The sequence below is a fragment of the Pseudarthrobacter sp. CCNWLW217 genome (assembly GCF_037203985.1).
In the GTDB taxonomy this organism is placed as follows: domain Bacteria; phylum Actinomycetota; class Actinomycetes; order Actinomycetales; family Micrococcaceae; genus Arthrobacter.
In genome coordinates, this window is record NZ_JBBCBT010000008.1 from 1 (window position 1) to 18,237 (window position 18,237).

Consider the following 18,237-nt stretch of genomic DNA (forward strand, 5'->3'; position numbering starts at 1 on the left):
AACCTCATGGAAGACGCCGCCACCGCCGAGATCTCCCGCTCCCAGCTGTGGCAGTGGATGTACGCGTCCGCCATCACGGACCACGGCGAAATCATCACCCACCGCTGGATCGAGGAACTCCTCGACGAAGAGTTCGCACGGCTGGAACGTTTCGACGGCGACCGCTTCGAAGACGCCAAAAGAAGCTTCGAAGGACTCATCTACAGTCCGGACTTCGCGGCTTTCCTGACCACCGCTGCCTACGAACTCCTCATTTCCGAGCCGGCCTGAGGCCACCTTGACCGGCCCCTTGCCCTGGTCGGCTGAAGGGCCTAAGACGTCGGCTGGGTCCCTGGCATGCTTTCGCAACAGCAGCCCGAAGGCCGGGCGCCGGGGACCCAGGCGACCACTCCGCGATAGAGCAGACGATCGGTGTCATCATGACTTTTGCCCGTTTTGCCAATAATGTGCGTCTCTTCTCATGGGGCGAATGGTTGTTCGGCGTCAACCAACCCGCGGGACAGGTCGGCGACGCAGACGCTGATCTGGCCTGGCTCGCCTCTCTGACCGGAGTTCAGCTTCCCCTCGATCTAAGCCAGTTCGCGGATGCATCGTCGTCGGGGCGCTCTGCCCCCGACGACGACAAGGCCCGGCCTTTACGCCCTGATGGGCGAGGCCGGGCCTTGCATGATCAAATCAGAGTTTGACGCCGTGGCGCGCGCTGAGGTCCGCCACCCAGTCGCTGACGCCCTTAACGCCGAAGCGTTCCAGCAGTTGCTCCCGCCCGGCATCGTCGCCCGCGGCGGTGAGGTGGCCCAGCGTGGCAAAGTACTCGTCAAAACGCCCGGGCGACGTAATCTCCAGCATCTCCACAGCTTCGGAGCCGGAATTCCAGACCGTGTGCGGCGCACCATGTGGCCGGTACACAACCTCACCGGCTTCCGCTGTCCACTCCCGGTCACCTACTCGAACGCCAAGGCTGCCCTTTAGGACAACGATGATTTGGTCTTCGACCTCGTGGACGTGCGGCCAGAAGAGCTGCCCCGGAGCGATGGCCTGGCGCACGATGCAATAGGCGCCCCCAACCATCTCTGCGGTGATCTCGAACTTCGTAGGCACGGCCCCGGCCATGACCGTTTCACCAGCGTGTGGATGAACCATGGTAACTCCTCGACAATGAAGGGTTTGTCGGCTGCGGCGCATCCGACGGCAGCCGGTCTAACAACCGGCGTGACAAGCTCAGCGTACCTAATATCGAAAATTACCACAATATTCGAATCCTTCCCTGAGGCTAGTAGTCGAAGATAAAATCATATTTCGAAAATATGTTGACATATCGAAGCTGGATAGAGACGATTAAACAACACCAACGACTGCCAAGGAGGACATTCGTGCGTTTTGCCAATATCAAGGGTCGCGCCTCGCTCATTGTTAACGAGAGCCGCGCCATCGACATCGAAGAAGCAAGTGCGGGGCAGTTCCCGGCAGACCCGCAACGGATCTACCGGAACTGGGATGCGCTGCTGGCCTGGGCGCGTACTGCCGCGGCAACGGCGCCCTGGTTTACTTTTGCAGCGGAGGACCTGGAGAACCCGGTGCCCTCACCGTCCCAGGTGCTCGCGATCGGCCTGAACTACCGCGCCCACGCTGAAGAGTCGGGCTTTGCCATTCCGACCAGCCCCACGGTCTTTACGAAGTTCCCATCTTCCCTTGCCGGGCCCAATGCCGTCGTGACCCTTCCCGCGGACGGTCACACGGATTGGGAGGTTGAGCTTGTTGCCGTCATTGGCAAGGAAGCCTCCAATGTCCCTGAAGTCGACGCCTGGAAGTACGTCGCCGGCCTGACAGTGGGTCAGGATATTTCCGAGCGCATCACTCAGGCTGCCGGTCCGGCTCCGCAGTTCAGCCTGGGAAAGTCCTTCGCGAACTTCGGCCCCCTCGGTCCTTGGGTAGTCACTCCCGATGAGTTCGAGAACCCGGACGACCTCGAGCTGGGGTGCTCCATCAACGGTCAGGAAATGCAGAAGAGCCGCACCAGTGATCTTGTCTTTTCTGTTCCGGAGCTCATCGCGCAACTGTCCGCCGTACTGACCCTCAAGCCCGGCGACGTGATCTTTACGGGCACCCCTGCCGGCGTAGGCCTTGGTCGTAAACCGCAGGTGTGGCTGCAGCCCGGTGATGAACTGCTCAGTTGGATCACCGGCCTTGGCTCCATCCGCCAGGTAATGGTCGGTTCCTAAGGCTCCCGCAGCAGGCAACGCAAACAACTGATTACCGGGCCAAGGCTCCGGAAGTAGAAGGCAAAGGAATAAATATGAACAAGTGGTCCGTAGATACCGGCGCCGTCCCCGAGCACGGCGGGACAGCAAAGTCGACATATCTGATCCCCAAGGAATCGATGGAGGCCCAGACCCTGGGAACCTACCTTGCTCTGGCTTCCGTATTCGAAGTAAACCCCGGGGAAGAACTCCTCGCCCACCAGCACCCCACCCACGAATATTGGTTCGTGCTGCAGGGAACTGGTGTCATGCAGGTCGGAAAGGAAGCCTTTGAGGTCAAGCCGGGGGACTTGATCTACACCGAGCCCAATACTCCCCATAAGCTCAAGGCCCATGACGGCGAACTGTTCCGCTCCTTCTGCTTTGCCCAGGGCTACCCGGGGCAGGGTTCCCAGCACATCGATGTCGATTTGCCGGACGCCCAGATAGTCACACACTGACAAGTATTTTCGAATCTATAGGTAAAGTTCGATTATGATAGAATTCGGCCATGGCTCCGAAAACTAAGACCCGCCAGGAAAAGGCGTTCAATGCACTTCGCGCTGACATTCTGGCCGGAAGGGTAACTCCCGGCCAGAAACTGCCTTTCGCTGAACTTTGCGCCAACTATGCGGTCAGTGTCGGGGTCATACGGGAGGCGCTGTCCCGTCTGGCCGAACAAGGTCTGGTCCAGGTCGAACCGCAGCTCGGGTTCAGGGTGACATCAATCTCAGAAGCCGACTTGGTCCATTTGACCGAGGCCCGCCGCGAAATCGAAACCCTCACTCTCAAACACGCCTTCGCCGAAGGCGGAGTGGCCTGGGAGTCCGAAGTATTGGCTGCACACCACCGGCTGGGGCGCTGTCCCCAGCGAGATCCCGAGGATCCGGACCGCCTGAACGACGACTGGGTCGAAGCCCACGCAGTATTTCATCAGACACTTCTGGATGGATGCGAAAACCCGCGGCTCAAGGCCATCGCATTGCAACTCCGCGACTCGGCTGAACTCTATAGGCGCTGGTCAGTACCCCTAGGCCACCACCCCGAACGGGACATCGCGGGCGAACACCAGGCGCTCGTTGATGCAGTTACGGCCGGCGACGTTGACGAAGCTGTCCGCGTTCTGGACCGGCACATCGCCCTGACGACGGAACTCCTCCTTGATTCGGGCGTTATGGAACCCGCCGAACCAATCAGGCAGGGCAACGTAGCCAGCTAAGCTTCCGCCGCAATCCGGCAAGAAAGCCCCAGGGCGCCTGCACATTTGCAGGCGCCCTATTCTCTGCCCAGATGCCTGCTTCCGCGTGCGACACCCATACCGTCTTGTCCTCGGCGACGCTACGCCCGGCGTCGCATACTTTCGAAAATTGCTTGTACTGTCGAAATTAGTGCCATATAGTAGAGATGCCGGTCACACTCGATGAGTTACTGCCCGGGTGTCCAGCCTTCGCGCTGATGCGAAGCAACGTTCACTTTGACAAGGAAGTCCTGTGAAAATTTCAACCACGGCAACCCCTACACGCCGTTCCCTCGAGGGCATCCGCGGTGAGTATTTCCCGCCCGCCAAGAACCTTGAGGGCACAGGGGAGCTCTCATGAGCCGCGAGACTATCGCCGGCGTCGGCGGCGCGGCATTGCAAATCGCGAACCTGTCCAAGACGTTCAACGGCGGAAAAGCGCTCGACGACGTTTCCTTCGATGTTCAGGCAGGAACCGTCCACGCGCTCCTGGGTGGAAACGGAAGCGGAAAGTCCACCTTGGTCAAGAGCCTGGCAGGTGTGCAGGCCGCCGACGGAGGCGGAACCATCACCGTCGGCGGTGCTACCGTCACTACCGAGGCGCACTCCCCGGCATGGGCCAGGCAGCACGGGCTGAGGTTCGTCCACCAGAATCCCGGCATCTTTCCGACCATGACCGTCGCCGACAACCTGCGGATGGGGTTGGGATTCCCACACAAGCTTGGCCGCATCCAGAAACGGCGATTGAATTTGCAGGCCGGAGAAATCCTGGACCATATGCACATCGACGTCTCACCCAACGCGCTCATGGGCAGCCTGCGGATCGCCGACCAGACCATGGTCGCCATCGCGCGGGCCTTGCAGCGGGACGAAACTGATGCCGCCATCTCCACCCTCGTCCTGGACGAGCCGACCGCGGCATTGCCGGAGGAAGAAGTCGAGGTACTCCTGTCGGCCATCAAACGCGCGACCGAATCCGGCATCGCGATCATCTACATCAGCCACCGCCTGGAGGAAGTCCGCCTCATTTCCGATGCGATGACAGTTCTGCGTGACGGCAAGGAAATCGTCACCCAGAGCACCGAGGGCATCACGGAGAAGGAACTCATCTCCTATATTGTCGGTAAGCCACTGACAGAAGTTTCCAAGCCCGTCGCTGCGGCGGACACTGCTGCCGCACCAGTAGTTGCCGAACTGCGAAACGTCAGCGGAGCCCCGCTTCGTGGCGTAAGCCTCAAAGTCCACGAGGGAGAGATCCTCGGCATCGCCGGGCTACTCGGGGCTGGGCGCAGCGAAATGCTTCAGGTTTTTTTCGGCGATCACAAGATCGACGACGGCCAAGTTCTCATTGGCGGCGAGGAAGTATCTTTGAAGTCTCCGGCCGAAGCCATCAAGCACGGCGTGGCCTATATCCCCGAAGACCGTGACACCCACGCTGCGTTCTCCGATCTCACCGTCCGGCAAAACATCTCCGCCGCCGGTCTGGACGAGTTCAGCCAGCTCGGACGCCTGCAGCACCGCAAGGAACGGACAGCATCCCGCAAGTCGATCGTTGACTTCCGCATCAAAACAGCCAGCGACGAAGCGCTGATGTCTTCCCTCTCCGGTGGCAACCGCCAGAAGGTCATCCTCGCCCGCTGGATGCGGCGCAAGCCACGACTGATCCTCCTGGACGAACCCACGCAAGGCGTCGACGTTGGCGCCCGGGCCGACGCCTACCACCTGATCCGCAGAGCAGTCTCCGATGGCGCCGCAGCCATCCTCGTCAGCTCGGACCTGGAGGAGCTCGCCGAAATGGCGGACCGCGTCCTCGTTCTGGGCAACGGCCGAATTACCGCCGAAATCCCTGGACATCAACTCAGCCGGCACCACCTGACCGAGATGGTCTTCACGGCACGAAAGGAAAGCGCATGACCACGACAACCAGCACCAGCACCGCCTTGGAGACCCCACCCGCAGAGCGGGGGAACGAACGCCGGCCGCTCACTTCAGTGTCCGGCATTCTGGAGAAGTTCGGACTTGTCGGGCTTCTCGTCATTCTCGTGGCTGTTTTCGCCGTCCAGTTGCCCGGCGTCTTCCTCTCCGGGGCGAACCTTCGCTCCATTGCGTTGTCACAGTCGGTTTTGGCCGTCATGGCCGTCGCCCTGGTGTTCCCCTTGGTCGGTGGAAGGTTCGATATCTCCGTCGGCGCCAACCTGGGTCTCTGCTCCATCGTGACCGCGTCCATGATGTCTAAGACCGGGCTGCCCCTGCTACCTTCGATCCTCATCGGGGTAGCCACCGGCGTCGCCATCGGCGCCATCAATGGCATCCTCGTCGCCTACCTGGGAATCAACTCGATCATCGCAACCCTGGGCATATCGACTGTCATTGCAGGTATCGTCCAGGCCTACACCCAAGGCATCCCGATCAGCTCCAACATCTCGCCGGCATTGACAGGGATGAGCAATCAGCTCCTCCTCGGTATCCCCGTACTGTTCATTCTGATGCTTGTCCTTGCAGCTGCCGCCTGGTTCGTGCTGACCCAGACCACTTACGGCCGCTACCTTTTCGCTGTCGGCTCCAACGCTGACGCCGCCACGCTTGTGGGTCTCCCGATACGTCGCATCATCATGATGAGCTTCGTGTGGGCCGGCGGTTTCGCCGGAATTGCGGGAGTACTGCAGGTAGCTGCTCAAGGCAACGGAAACCCCCAGGTCGGAGGCATCACCTTCATGCTGCCCGCACTGGCCGCGGTATTCCTCGGCGCGACAACGTTCACTCCGGGCAAGTACAACATTCCTGGAACTGTTCTCGGTTTGATCTTTATCGCCACGGCGGTCAGCGGTCTGGCTCTAATGGGCGTCCAGCCCTGGGTCACGGATGTCTTCAACGGTGGAGCCGTCGTCGTCGCGGTAGGCCTGTCGGCACTATTCAAGCGCCGCCGTACCGGCACCGCAGCCCTAGGCGAATAGCCCGGTCGGCAGCCTACCGCCGTCACCACCAGGAGAAGACATGACACGAAGAACCCTCGTCCGGAACGCAACCATCGTCACCGTCGATGACGAAATCGGCAACCTCTACGAGACCGACGTCCTCATCGAGGACGACGTCATCGCAGCCATCGGCAAGAACCTCCCCGGCGGCGGTGCCGAGATTATTGATGCCACAGGATGCATCCTCATGCCGGGCATGATCGATACCCACCGGCACCTGTGGCAGACCTGCATCAGAGGCGTCTTCGCCGACTGGTCAACGCTGCAATACATGCAGGGGATCAGGCTCCACATCGCCCCTCTGGTCACCGCCGATGATACCCGGCACGCCACCTATGCCGGCGCCATGGAATGCATAAACAACGGCGTAACCACGGTGATCGGCTACGAACACAACGTCAACACGCACGAACACGCCTACGCCGGCGTTGAAGGCATGGCCGAAGCCGGAATCCGAGGCGTCTACGCCCTGGGGATGGGTCAGGCACCGCTGGCGCCACGGGTCTTCAACGACACCGCGTCCTACGTGCCACTGCTCAACGGGCTCCAGGAACGCTACTTCAAGGATGCCGGTCTGCTCTCCTTGGGCGTTGCCCCCGTTGAGCTGTTCATGGCCCCCTTGGACGTTGTAGAAGAGCAATTCAAACTCGCAAGATCCTTTGACGCGCAGCTAACGCTCCATGCCAACGCAGTTCAAAGCGGGCACGGCGAAATCAACATGCTCGACGAAGCAGGCCTACTCGGACCAGACATCATTTTCGTTCACGGAAACACCAGCTCCGACCACGAACTACGACGCGTTGCCGACGTCGGAGCAGCAGTCAGTGCCGGCATCGAGGTGGAAATCGGGATGGCCTTGGGCACGCCCTCACTGGCCAGCCAAAGACGTGTGGGACTGCACCCCACCATCGGCGTGGATTCTGTCGGCTGTTGCGGAGGTGGCCTCGTTGGGCAGATGCGCCTGGGCATGCAGACAGTGGCACTGTCAGAAGCCCAGGAGGCGCTGGCGGCCGGGAAGAACCCGGAAGCATTGGCGATCACATCAAAGGAAGTACTGCGATGGGGGACCATAAACGGGGCTAAAGCTCTCCATATGGACGACCGCCTGGGCAGCATCACAGTAGGCAAGCAGGCCGATCTGGTTCTCATCCGCACGGACAGCCCCGACATGGCCGGCTGGGATGAAAGCGAACCGGAGGCAGCGATCATCACCCAATCCTCGGTGGCAGACATCGACCTGGTCATGATCGCCGGGGCCATTAAGAAGCGGGGCGGACGCCTCGCCACACCCAACTGGCCTGAAAAGCTCTCGGCAATTACAGCCTCCAGCCGCCGGATCATCGGCCAGGCACGTCAAAGCCACGGCGGTCTGATCCCGTTCCCGCCCCCCGAGCTTCCCGCCGGGCATGGCTGGTAACAATAAAAAAATCATTAACATTTTCGAAATTTGTTGACGTTATCGAACATGTGACCTAGATTTCAATGGAAGGCATCGGCGCCCGTTCAGCCCAGGCCTCACAATCTCAAAGAAGAGAGAAGTCAATGACGACAAGCAAACTAGGTTCCGGGCTCGCCTCGGCTCCATTGAAGGGTGTAAGCCGGCTGGTTCTTGGCCTTGGAGCCGTGGCAGTAGCGGTCAGCATGGCCGGTTGCAGCACGGTCAACGAGACAAGTGCCGTGGCCGGCAGTTCCTCCAGCCTCACCGCCGAGCAGTCAGCTGTTTTGAAGGCCGGATACGCCGGCGAGGCCATGCAGAAGCCGACAGAAACTGGCCCCAAGGCAGTCAAGGGCAAGAATGTCTGGGTCATCTCCTGTGGCGAGTCCTACCAGGCCTGCGCCAACCTGAGTGCTTCCTTCATCGAAGCGTCAAAGGAACTTGGCTGGACATCGAAACTGGTTGACAGCAAGGCTGACCCGTCGGTCTATTCCAACTCCATTAACCAGGCCGTCGCGGCAAAGGCGGATGCAATTGCCCTGTTCTCAGGAGACTGCCCTGGGATCAAGAGCTCCCTTGTCGGGGCCAAACAGGCTGGCATCCCGGTGGTCCAGTTCACCTCCATCGACTGTGACGATCCGGCCTTCGGAGGGGAAGAACCGTTGTTCACGGGCAGCGTCAACGTCATGGGATCCACCAAGATCGCCGACTACTACAAGAAGTGGGGAGCTGCACGCGCGGACTACCTTGCGGCCCTGATGGGTGGCGAGGGAAAGATCCTCGAGGTTCGGGAAGCCTCCCAGCGCACACACGCGTACAGCCATGAGGGCTTCACTGAGCGCATGGCGCAGGCGTGCCCCAAGTGCGAGATTGTGGACGTGCCGTTCACGTTCGCGCAGGTCCCCAACCAGGCCACCCAGATCTGGGCCTCGGCGCTGTTGCAAAACCCGGACGTAAAGGCAGTCTCCGTCAGCATCGACTCTCTGATGGGCCTTGGACTGGAGAGCGCCATCAAACAGGCTAACTTCAAGGGCATCATCGCCGGCGGCGAAGGCCTGAACCTGGACCTCATCCGCAGCGGGGCGCAGACGACCGAAACCGCGATTTCCTACGAGATGGCATCCTGGGGTCTGGCGAGTACACTGAACCGCATCTTCGCGGGAGAAGACCCCGCCAAGCTGCCGACCGAGGGAGGCGGATGGGTGTTCCTGGACAAGGACCACAACCTGCCCGAAGCAGGCAAGCCCTGGACCCTGCCCTTCGACTACAAGGCCATCTACAGGAAGATCTGGAACGGATAATGTCAATCGATCACGCCGGGCTTACCGGCATCTCCACCACGGCTCAACTTGGACCACCGGTCCCGGCAGGCCCGGCGGGATCGAACACCGTCGATGCGGCCCCACAGCGGCCCGTCCGGCGCTACTACGAAATTTCACCCGCCGAATCAGCGCACACCCTGGCGCGCATACAAAACCAGGCACCGGCAACCCGGCGCGTTCTCCTCCGAGGCGCCACAGTCGTGACGATGGATCCCGGCGTTGGAGACCTACCCACAGCAGATCTGCTGATAGAGGGATCCAAAATCGTCGCCGTTGGCAAGGATCTTGCGGCTGCCAGCTCCGTTGACACCATCAGCGTGGATATGGCGGGGATGATCCTGATGCCCGGCATGATCGACAGCCACCGCCACTGCTGGCAGTCAGCCTTCAGGCGCCTTGCTGTTGACGCCGACCTCGACGCCTACGTGGCCACCACCCACGGAGGCATGGCGCTGCACTACCGGCCCGAAGACATGTATGCCGGCACCCTCGCCGCGTGCCTTGGCGCGTTGCAGTCCGGCATCACCACCATCCTGGATTTCTCCCACAACTCCCGCTCCAGGGAACACTCCGATGCTGTATTCCAAGCCTACAAAGACGCCGGTATTCGTGCCGTGCACGCTGCCGCGGCACCAAACGCGGGGGAGTGGGATCACCAATGGCCCGAGGACATGCTCCGGCTTCGTGATGAGTACTGCTCTTCCGGCTCCGCCTCCAGCATCCGAATGGGAATTGACATGTACCGGGAGCGGCCGGTCCGGGAGCTGCTCGACTTCGCGCGCGGCAACGGCTTTGGTGTCACCTTTGACGGGGTTCACGGCTCTGGGTCGGCAGACGAAATGATCCAACTCGGATCCGAAGGCTACCTGGGACCAGACGTGTCGCTCATCCACTGCAACGACATGCCCGATGAACTGTGGCAAATGCTGGCAGCAACAGGAACCGGCGTCACACTCGCTCCGACCTCAGACGAACAGATCGGCATTGCCGACGCCATGCCGCCCATTCAGCAGGCCTTGGATCACGGGATCGCCCCAAGTCTCAGCGTCGACGTTGAGATCAGCCTGGCCGGGGACATGTACACCCAAATGCGATGCCTCCTGGCCACCCAGCGCATGGGTATCGCCGGCCGACGCTACGCGGGAGAGACCAACCCACCGAGGATGTTGACCAACAAGGATGTCCTGGCCTTCGCTACCGCCAATGGAGCCGCCCACGTCGGTCTCGGCTCTACCGCCGGCCGTTTGGCCCCTGGGTTTGAAGCGGACATCGTTGCCTTACGAGCTGAAGACCTTGCCACGATGCCACTGAACAACGCCATCGGCACGATCGTCCAAGGCGTGGACTCCGCCGCCGTCGACACCGTCATCGTCGCGGGATCCATCCAAAAGTGGGCAGGGTCCTCCCTGTACCAGGGTACAAATGCGCTGCGGGAGCGAATCCATGCATCACGCGACTACCTCGCTGCGCAAAGCGGATGGACCGTTGACCCCACACAGCCGACGGGCAACAGAAAAAACAACTTTGAGCACCTCAACCGCTACCTCAACGCCCGCAAGGGTCACTGAAACTGCCACGCCCCAGCGCCGGCAACCAACAGGAAGAAGTCTCCACAATGAGCTCCGCCCCGACAGACCGCTTGCCACCAGCACCGTCGCCACACCCGGCCAGCGTTCTTCATCTGGTTGAACTCACCTGGAAACCGGGAGTCGAGCAGAAATCAGTTGATGGTCTAACCGACGATCTCTACCAAATGGCGTCGGAATTGGACATGATCCGCTACTTCACCTGCGGCCCGGCACTGCACTTGAGGCCAGGCGGGGCAGACTACGCACTCCTGGTTGGTTTCGACACCAACCAGGACCTGCTCGACTATCTGGCCCACCCGTTGCACATCGAGACCCTGCACCGATGGGCCTCGATCATGGTCCAAGAGAAACAATCCATTCAGATTTCCACCGCGGCTGCCGAAGCCCTACGTGTCACAGCAGGTATTCGAGAGAAAGCGATGCACCCGTGACCATTGACCTTTTCCCCGGCTTCACCGCTCGGTCTGTCCGGGTCGACGGCCTCGACTTCTTCATGCGCATCGGCGGACCCGAGAATGGGTCACCGGTTGTTTTGCTGCATGGATTCCCCCAAACACACGAATGCTGGCATGGTGTCGCGCCCGAGCTCGCACGCACACACCGCGTCGTTTGCCTGGACCTGAAGGGCTATGGCCAAACGAGTGCGCCAAAAGGCGACGGTGGCGTCGCAACATATTCGAAGCGAACGATGGCGCAGGAAGTCATCTCCGTCATGAAGACACTCGGCCATGATCGCTTCTCAGTAGTCGGCCATGATCGCGGCGCCCTCGTCGGTTACCGCATGGCTCTGGATACCCCGGAAGCCGTTGAGAAACTGGCGATTCTGGATAATTTTCCCACGCATGTGATCTGGGAATACATGGCCACCAATGCCGCCTTTACGCCTCACTGGCGCTCCTACGCACAGCCAGCGCCGAAAGCCGAAGAGTTCATGACAACAGTGCAAATCGAAGAATTGCTCCGGAACCACACCGCTGATGGCACCTTGACGGCATTCGCGCCTGCCGCGCTGGAAAATTACCGTCGCTCTTGGGCCGATCCGGCCCGCATCCATGCGTTCTGCGAGGACTATCGTGCAGGTGCCGGATCCGATCCCGAAGCCGACAGGGCTGACATCGCAGTCGGCAAGACCGTGGACTGTCCAACGCTGATCCTTTGGGGGGAGAAATTCCTCGGACATGGCGACGAAACCCCCACGGAAATCTGGCAACGGACCTTTGCGCCGCACGCTACGGGCGTTGAAGTACCAGCAGGGCACTTCAACGCCGAAGAAAGCCCCAAGGAAACCGCCGCCAGCCTGGTTGCATTCCTCAACGCGTAACCCGGCGCACGGGGGGTAGTCGAGCGGCCAACTGGAACAAACAACAGAAAGTGGACACGACATTGTCTGAGAAAAAAATCGCGGTACTCGGCTCAGGAGCGAACGGTGCCTCGATAGGGGCTGACCTTTTCCGTGCAGGCCACGATGTGTCCTTCATCGAACAATGGCCCGAACATGTAGAGGCCATTCGGGCAAACGGAATTCGCGTCGAAATGCCTGATGTCACCGAGACCACGCGTGTCCCCGTCTTTCACCTGTGCGAAGTGGCGACGCTCAGGGAACAGTTCGACGTCGTCCTGGTCCTGGTGAAGGCCTACGACACCCGGTGGGCCTGCGAATTGATTAAGCCTCACGTTAAAAGCGATGGCCTTGTAGTCGGCATGCAGAACGGAATGACGATCGATGCGATGGCTGATGTTGTCGGCGCTGAACGGACCATTGGAAGTGTTATCGAAATAGCATCCACCATGTTTATCCCGGGAATCGTCCAACGTGACACGACACGGGCCAAATCCTGGTATGCAGTGGGCGCATTCGACACAAAAGCCCAAGGCCGGGAAGAAGAAGTCGCCAGCCTGCTCCGTCAGTCGGGACACGTCGAAATTACTTCCGACATCCGCTCGGCAAAGTGGATGAAGCTGGTGGCCAACGCCACTGAACTCGTCCCGTCGGCCATCCTCGACATGACTGTCATGGAAGCTGTCGAAGTGCCAGGAATGCGGGAATTCATGACCGAAGCCGGCCGGGAAGCTGCACGGACCGCCGTGGAATTGGGAAACCATCTCGTCCCCATCCTCGGACTCCGGGAAGAGAACATTGGCACTGCCGAAGACTTCGCAGAGCAGCTTCTAGGGGTCGTCCACGACGAGTACTCCATTCCTGGCCAGAAAACCACCGTCCTGCAAGACTGGACGAAGGGACGCCGCAGCGAGGTCGACCAAGTCAACGGACTTGTTGTGGAGCAACAGCGGAAGCTCGGGGGGAAGGCGCCCGTGAACGAACGCATTGTTGAGATCGCACACAAGATCGAAAGCGGCGAGATTAACAGGGAAGCGGGCAACGTCGACTTGCTGCTGGCCTAACGCCTGGAGCTACAGGCGCGGCCGGTGTGCGACAGGCACGCGCCACGAGGAGCAGTAGGCCCACCTGAAAGGGGTGTCCGATGAGCTGGAATCCATCCGGGAGTCCGTTGCGATCAGCGCCCTCGCTGGTACTGAGATGGCCGGTTCAAGGGACGTAATCATGACCGCACCGGCGACTGCTGCTGAGATCGCCATGTTCAACCAAGACGTCCCTTAAAGTCCTGGTTCAGGAGCGCGCACTTCTCGAGGATGCGTTGCTACTTCTGGTCCTGCTGTTTAAGAGCCGATAACGGATATTTCGTCGAGTTCAATGAAACAGATCCAGATGTCATGTAGCTTTGGCGCATAGGGACGCGGTGGTACTGGTTTGGTACCAACGGGCTATGGCAATGAATCTACGTGCACCCGAAGATCTGGAGCTGCCCTGCCGCGACGAGCTGTGTGATGGCGTCCCGCCCTGTTTCCTGCCGCTTCCCGTCCCGCCGACCACTTGGGGGAGTGCCTGCGCCTCAAATATTGCGCGCCGGTAGCCAATCACTCGTTGCTCGACCGCGGTCAATCCGGGCATTCCGCCGATGAACTCTATTCATCGATGGCCGAGGGAGAGCATGTACCCGCGTCAGTTTCGTATGACGCGGCGTCGTTGTCGATGACGATCTTGGTCGAATCGAACCCCCGCAGTGCGAGGGCCACCACTCTTGTGTCGGCCCTCACGGTGAGGTTGACCTCCCGCGCCAGCTGGGCCGTCCCGGTGCACCTTCGATGTCGCTGCCGCAGAAGACGATCCCGGAGGCCTGGTGTTCCCGGAGGACCCGGAATTTGTCCGTTCCTGTTCGAGGTCCCTGTTGGCATTGGCCAGAATGGTGACGTACCGGGCGGAGAAGGCGAACCATTCCGTGGTGTGACTGCGCCGGGCATTGAGGGTCTCCCGGGCCTCGTTCTACCGGTGGCGCAAGCGTGCGGGTCCGACCCCACGGGCGGTGCGGCACAGTGAGCTGGTCAACGCGGCCACCGGACTCCTTCCCGACGGTGGGGCGATCATGCCCGCGAACGGTTTACGGGCCGTGCTCACCCGGGCCTGGAAAAGGACCACGCTCTAGGATTGAAGACAAGGGGCGGCCCTAGCAAAAGCGGGGGCCGCCCCTGGTACCTGCTCGAAACTCAGAATCGTGCGGTTCAGCGACTCAGGCTTGCTGCCTCGATCGATACGTGTGCCATCCTTGTTGCGTGGGCATTTTCCAGTCTGTCGCACGTTCCCTGGGATACAAGCTTTGAACCTTCGTATCGGCACCATGCAAGGAACGCCGAGAACTGGTCGTCATCAACGCGGACCAGAGCAGACGGATACGACTGAACATCGACCGTGAAGTTGCTGACTCTGAGCACTTCTGCAGGTGAACCCGCGAAGTCTTCAGCACTGGGTGCCTGACCGGCCAGCGGAAACTGGAATGCCGTGTGGCATTCTGACTCACGCGTATCTAATGGCCACCAATTATCCAGAGCAATTTTGCACAATTCGATGTACGTATTGACCCCAGAGGCACAGATGGACATTGCAGTGGAACCGGACACTCGTGGGTTCACCTCAATGCATGTGAAGCCACTATGAGTAGCGATGAACTCAAATTCGTAGGCTCCCCGGAGTCGATCCCTTCGGCACATCTCGCGTACGCGCGTGGCGAGCCCAAGGTCGATCCTCTCTATATCAACGCTTGCGTGTGACCATCGAACCTGTTCAAACGCAAAGGTTCCCGAGGAGATCGTGGGTCCCTTCCAGACGATGGGCTGCATGAGTACGCTTTCACCGTCGGAGATGACTTCAACAGAGCACAGTTCACCGTCTACAACCTCCTCAACGACGCAGTTCACGTTCATCCCGCCGGAGGCGAGCCATTCGTTGAAGGCTTCTCTGTCGTCGAATTGCACCATTCCATTGCCAAGGCAGTCCCAGACTGGCTTTACCAGTACCGGGAAGGTGAGATCCCGGGCTAAAGCATTGAGGGCAGGAGCATATTCCATCTGAACGGAAGCCCGACCCGCAAGCAAGTCTCCGTCAATATAGAAACCTCTCGGTGTAGGAATACCGTGCTGTGTCAGCGCATGCTTGGTTTCCCATTTGCTCGAGAGGGTTAGTGCGACAGAAACCGATGGCACCAAAACCGCGCGTCCCCCGGTGGTATGTGAGCTCCCGAGGACAGCATCACGAACTACATTCTCGTCGGGGATGGAGATGCTGACACCAACGCCGCCTGAAGGCACTGTCCGTTCGAAGGCCGAAGCAAAGTCAACCAAGGCGCCTGCTTCCGGCAGCCGGGTTGTTTCGCCACCAAACAGGCGAGCAGAAACATCGCCATCAGAATAGATCAAATGGCTTGTAACCCCCTGCTCTTTGAGCCAGTCATGGCATTCAGCGAGATGGGGATGTGCCTGCTCGACCTCAATGGATCGAAGGAATGCGAGCCCAACCATTAGACGATACCAATTTTGATGCGGTCCAGGATTGAACCCATTTCCTGCTCAAACTCGTCTCTCGTGCTTGAAGCGACGATGGCATATGCCAATCGGGAAATATTGTCGACACCATCTTGAACCGACTCACCGTTCGATACAAGGTAGTCGCCTTCCACCAACGAAGGGTGAACGGGGAATGGCGTCGTGACCACAGCAGTTCCCGTACGGTCCGGTACGACGAAACGAACTCCCGCTGCTCGGGAAGACTCTGCCACCTGCAGGACGGGCTTGACTCCCCGCGCTACGTCAACGTATGCCTCGGCGAGGCTGAGTCCGGTAGCAAGTGGAACAAGCTTAATGATGTGGTCCCCTCCGGGGCGAAGCCCTGCTTCGATGACCCAGGCTTCTCCGTTCCAGACTTTCACCTCCGTGTGTGCGACACCATTGTTGAAACCAAGAGCCGTCAACGCTGCAGTCGCCGCCTTATGGATTTCACGCAGATCTTCGGTGGACACATTTGCGGGGATGACATGGCCGAGTTCAGCACGGCGGCTACCCTCTGTGGTGCTCTTTCCAGTGACTGCCACATGGCTGATCTCACCCTTGAAAGCTACGGATTCGACGGAGTATTCGAGGCCCCCAACGTACTCCTGGGCAACCACTCGATCGTCGAGTGGCAAGCCGTGAGGAAATTCAAGGGGGAAGGCCTGTGCTTCCCTAACAGCTACTGGGATTTCGTCAGGCCCTTCGATGATTGATACACCCACCGAGCCGGCGTTCTCTGCTGGTTTGATGACCAACGGATAGGCAAGGTCAGCCCTGGAAATTTCAGTATGCAGAGAGCCAGCATCAGTTGCCGCTACAGTCTTGGCGTGCCTGACATTGGATTGCAGGAATATTTGGGCCATCATGCACTTATTCCTGGCCGCATAGGATTTCTCTGGCAGGTTTCCCGGGAGACCGAGCTTTGCGGCGACCTCGGCCACCAATCCAGTGAAGAACTCCCAACCTGTAATCACCCCGACAACCCCCTTGTTGTTGAGTTGTGCGTGGATGTCCTCGACCACGGTGGGGCTGCCAAAGTCGACCAGAAAGATCTCGTCGGAAGATGCAACCACTTGCGCATCAAGCTTGGGCAAAACGTCCCGCTGGGTGATTGTGATCAGTCTTAGGTTCTTCTGGACAACCGCTTCAGTGAGCGGCCCCGAGGCGTTGCCGAAGGGTTCCAAGATTGCGATTGCGTCCGTAGGGGTATTAGGCATTTTGTGTGATCTTTCGTTTAAGCAGGAAGCATCCGAGGACGGAAAGCAGGCATAGTGCGATGAGAAGTCCAACGAGAACGTTGGGTGAAAGTTGAAGAAGCGCTGCGAAAAGGACCGGTGCGATAGCCATTCCAAGACTCCACGATGACTGGAATGCACCTTGGTAGCGGCCCGAATGGTCGGGGTCGGCCATCGACACACTCAGGTCACTCATATACGGAGTGCTCAGCATCTCTGCGGCGCTGTAGATCGCGATGAATCCAACAAGGAAGAGTACTGCCGGCAAGCCTCCGCTGAGAGCCCCTGCGGCCCACAAGAGGACCAATGAGAGTGCGTTCAGGGCGAAAGCTCCCACGAGTACAGACGCAATGTTGATGCGTTCGGTCAGACGTACGGTGAGGTTGCTAAGCAACGCCACGCAAAGGGTATTCGCCGCAATCAGGCCGCCGGCCCATGCGGGTGTGAGCTTGGCAATGTCGACGACCCACACTGCGAGTACAAGAGGAAGAATCATCGCCGCGAGCACAAACACAAGGTTGAGCCCCAGCAGTAGCATGTATGGGCGGTCTGTCAGCACCGCAGCGTATCCTCGGCTGCCAGGAAGCTCAGGCCGGCTTGTATGGTCTTCAGCTTTGGCGATCTTGCGTACTTTTTCATCGCCCCTTGAAGGCCTATTCCAGGCCAGGAGCAGGAATGACGCGATGATAAACGCAAAGGCACTGACACCCACCAGCGAGCGCATCAGAACAGCGGAATCTATCGCGAGGAATACTGAAGCGACCACGGCACCCACTCCGGTACCAACGTTCCGAAGTGCGCCCAGCAGTGCAAACCACCGGGGTAGCTCCTCGCCTTGCGAAGCGATGGCGACCAGGCTCCGGGAACTCGTCCAGTAAAGGTTCATTCCAACCTGGATGAGTAACTGACTGATGCCAATCATCCAGAAGTCCGTAGCGAATGCGGCTACAGCGACACCTCCGAAGGAAAGCCAGTTTCCGAGAACGATCACCTTTCGTGGTCCCCAGCGGTCAAGAGCAATGCCAGCAAGCGGTGGGGTGACAAGTGCGATCAGCCGTCCAGCCGTCATGGCCAACCCGATTTCCGCAAGTGGGACAGTTGTCACTTGTTGGAAGTAGATGAGCAGGAAGGCAAAGACGACACCGTTTGCGAGGCTATCGACCACTGTCGAACCCACGAACAGTCCCCGTCCACGGATAGACGGGAATCCCATCGATGTGCGAATTCGCTGGCCCCGGGAACCAGCTTCTGTGTGTTCAGTCTTAACAGACGTCATAGGTACCCAACTTGGAGAAATTTGATGTTCGC

Annotated in this window: 16 protein-coding genes and 1 pseudogene; 12 read left to right on the forward strand and 5 right to left on the reverse strand. The window is 59.6% G+C overall.

The genetic code is table 11. The features are described 5' to 3' along the window. A pseudogene (locus V9L18_RS10615) lies at nt 1-270 on the forward strand (malate synthase A); the annotation flags it as partial. Between the two features lie 405 nt (nt 271-675). Here V9L18_RS10615 and V9L18_RS10620 read toward each other — a convergent pair. After that, entirely contained in the window at nt 676-1,140 is a 465-nt protein-coding gene (locus V9L18_RS10620; RefSeq protein ID WP_337347130.1) for a cupin domain-containing protein, read from the reverse strand. 230 nt (nt 1,141-1,370) lie between these two features. Here V9L18_RS10620 and V9L18_RS10625 point away from each other — a divergent pair, with 230 nt between their 5' ends. The 11 genes from V9L18_RS10625 to V9L18_RS10675 all read left to right on the forward strand — a co-directional run bounded on the left by V9L18_RS10625 (nt 1,371) and on the right by V9L18_RS10675 (nt 13,198). Then, the gene (locus V9L18_RS10625; protein WP_337347131.1) at nt 1,371-2,219 is read left to right on the forward strand and encodes a fumarylacetoacetate hydrolase family protein; all 849 of its coding nucleotides are present in this window, start codon (nt 1,371-1,373) and stop codon (nt 2,217-2,219) included. 74 nt (nt 2,220-2,293) lie between these two features. Next, a complete protein-coding gene (locus V9L18_RS10630) occupies nt 2,294-2,698 on the forward strand; it encodes a cupin domain-containing protein (protein ID WP_337347132.1) in 405 nt (134 codons plus the stop codon). 50 nt (nt 2,699-2,748) lie between these two features. Continuing rightward, nucleotides 2,749-3,456 (forward strand): GntR family transcriptional regulator, encoded by a 708-nt coding sequence (locus V9L18_RS10635; RefSeq protein ID WP_337347133.1) that lies wholly within the window; start codon nt 2,749-2,751, stop codon nt 3,454-3,456. 375 nt (nt 3,457-3,831) lie between these two features. Next, nucleotides 3,832-5,388 (forward strand): sugar ABC transporter ATP-binding protein, encoded by a 1,557-nt coding sequence (locus V9L18_RS10640; protein WP_337347134.1) that lies wholly within the window; start codon nt 3,832-3,834, stop codon nt 5,386-5,388. Further along, entirely contained in the window at nt 5,385-6,428 is a 1,044-nt protein-coding gene (locus V9L18_RS10645) for an ABC transporter permease (protein ID WP_337347135.1), read from the forward strand. The genes V9L18_RS10640 and V9L18_RS10645 overlap by 4 nt, the downstream gene beginning before the upstream one ends. A gap of 40 nt (nt 6,429-6,468) precedes the next feature. Next, entirely contained in the window at nt 6,469-7,866 is a 1,398-nt protein-coding gene (locus tag V9L18_RS10650) for an amidohydrolase family protein (RefSeq protein WP_337347136.1), read from the forward strand. A gap of 125 nt (nt 7,867-7,991) precedes the next feature. Further along, nucleotides 7,992-9,185, forward strand: coding sequence for a sugar ABC transporter substrate-binding protein (locus V9L18_RS10655; protein WP_337347137.1), 1,194 nt, complete (start codon nt 7,992-7,994; stop codon nt 9,183-9,185). After that, complete coding sequence (locus V9L18_RS10660) at nt 9,185-10,774, forward strand: amidohydrolase family protein (protein ID WP_337347138.1); 1,590 nt, start codon at nt 9,185-9,187, stop codon at nt 10,772-10,774. Before V9L18_RS10655 ends, V9L18_RS10660 begins: the two co-directional genes overlap by 1 nt. 47 nt (nt 10,775-10,821) lie before the next feature. Further along, nucleotides 10,822-11,226, forward strand: a complete 405-nt coding sequence (locus tag V9L18_RS10665) for a Dabb family protein (RefSeq protein WP_337347139.1) — start codon at nt 10,822-10,824, stop codon at nt 11,224-11,226. Continuing rightward, on the forward strand, nt 11,223-12,116 hold the full coding sequence (locus V9L18_RS10670; protein ID WP_337347140.1) for an alpha/beta fold hydrolase: 894 nt from the start codon (nt 11,223-11,225) through the stop codon (nt 12,114-12,116). Before V9L18_RS10665 ends, V9L18_RS10670 begins: the two co-directional genes overlap by 4 nt. A 62-nt stretch (nt 12,117-12,178) precedes the next feature. After that, nucleotides 12,179-13,198 carry a ketopantoate reductase family protein gene (locus V9L18_RS10675; RefSeq protein ID WP_337347141.1) on the forward strand — a complete coding sequence of 340 codons (1,020 nt, stop codon included), beginning with the start codon at nt 12,179-12,181 and terminating at the stop codon, nt 13,196-13,198. 582 nt (nt 13,199-13,780) lie between these two features. Here V9L18_RS10675 and V9L18_RS10680 read toward each other — a convergent pair. The 4 genes from V9L18_RS10680 to V9L18_RS10695 form a co-directional block, all read right to left on the reverse strand. Continuing rightward, on the reverse strand, nt 13,781-13,912 hold the full coding sequence (locus V9L18_RS10680) for a hypothetical protein (RefSeq protein ID WP_337347142.1): 132 nt from the start codon (nt 13,910-13,912) through the stop codon (nt 13,781-13,783). A gap of 462 nt (nt 13,913-14,374) precedes the next feature. Next, nucleotides 14,375-15,667: an ATP-grasp domain-containing protein gene (locus V9L18_RS10685; RefSeq protein ID WP_337347143.1), complete on the reverse strand. Its 1,293-nt coding sequence runs from the start codon at nt 15,665-15,667 to the stop codon at nt 14,375-14,377. Next, nucleotides 15,667-16,911 carry an ATP-grasp domain-containing protein gene (locus V9L18_RS10690; RefSeq protein WP_337347144.1) on the reverse strand — a complete coding sequence of 415 codons (1,245 nt, stop codon included), beginning with the start codon at nt 16,909-16,911 and terminating at the stop codon, nt 15,667-15,669. The genes V9L18_RS10685 and V9L18_RS10690 overlap by 1 nt, the downstream gene beginning before the upstream one ends. Then, complete coding sequence (locus V9L18_RS10695) at nt 16,904-18,106, reverse strand: MFS transporter (protein WP_337347145.1); 1,203 nt, start codon at nt 18,104-18,106, stop codon at nt 16,904-16,906. Before V9L18_RS10695 ends, V9L18_RS10690 begins: the two co-directional genes overlap by 8 nt. Nucleotides 18,107-18,237 lie beyond the last annotated feature (131 nt).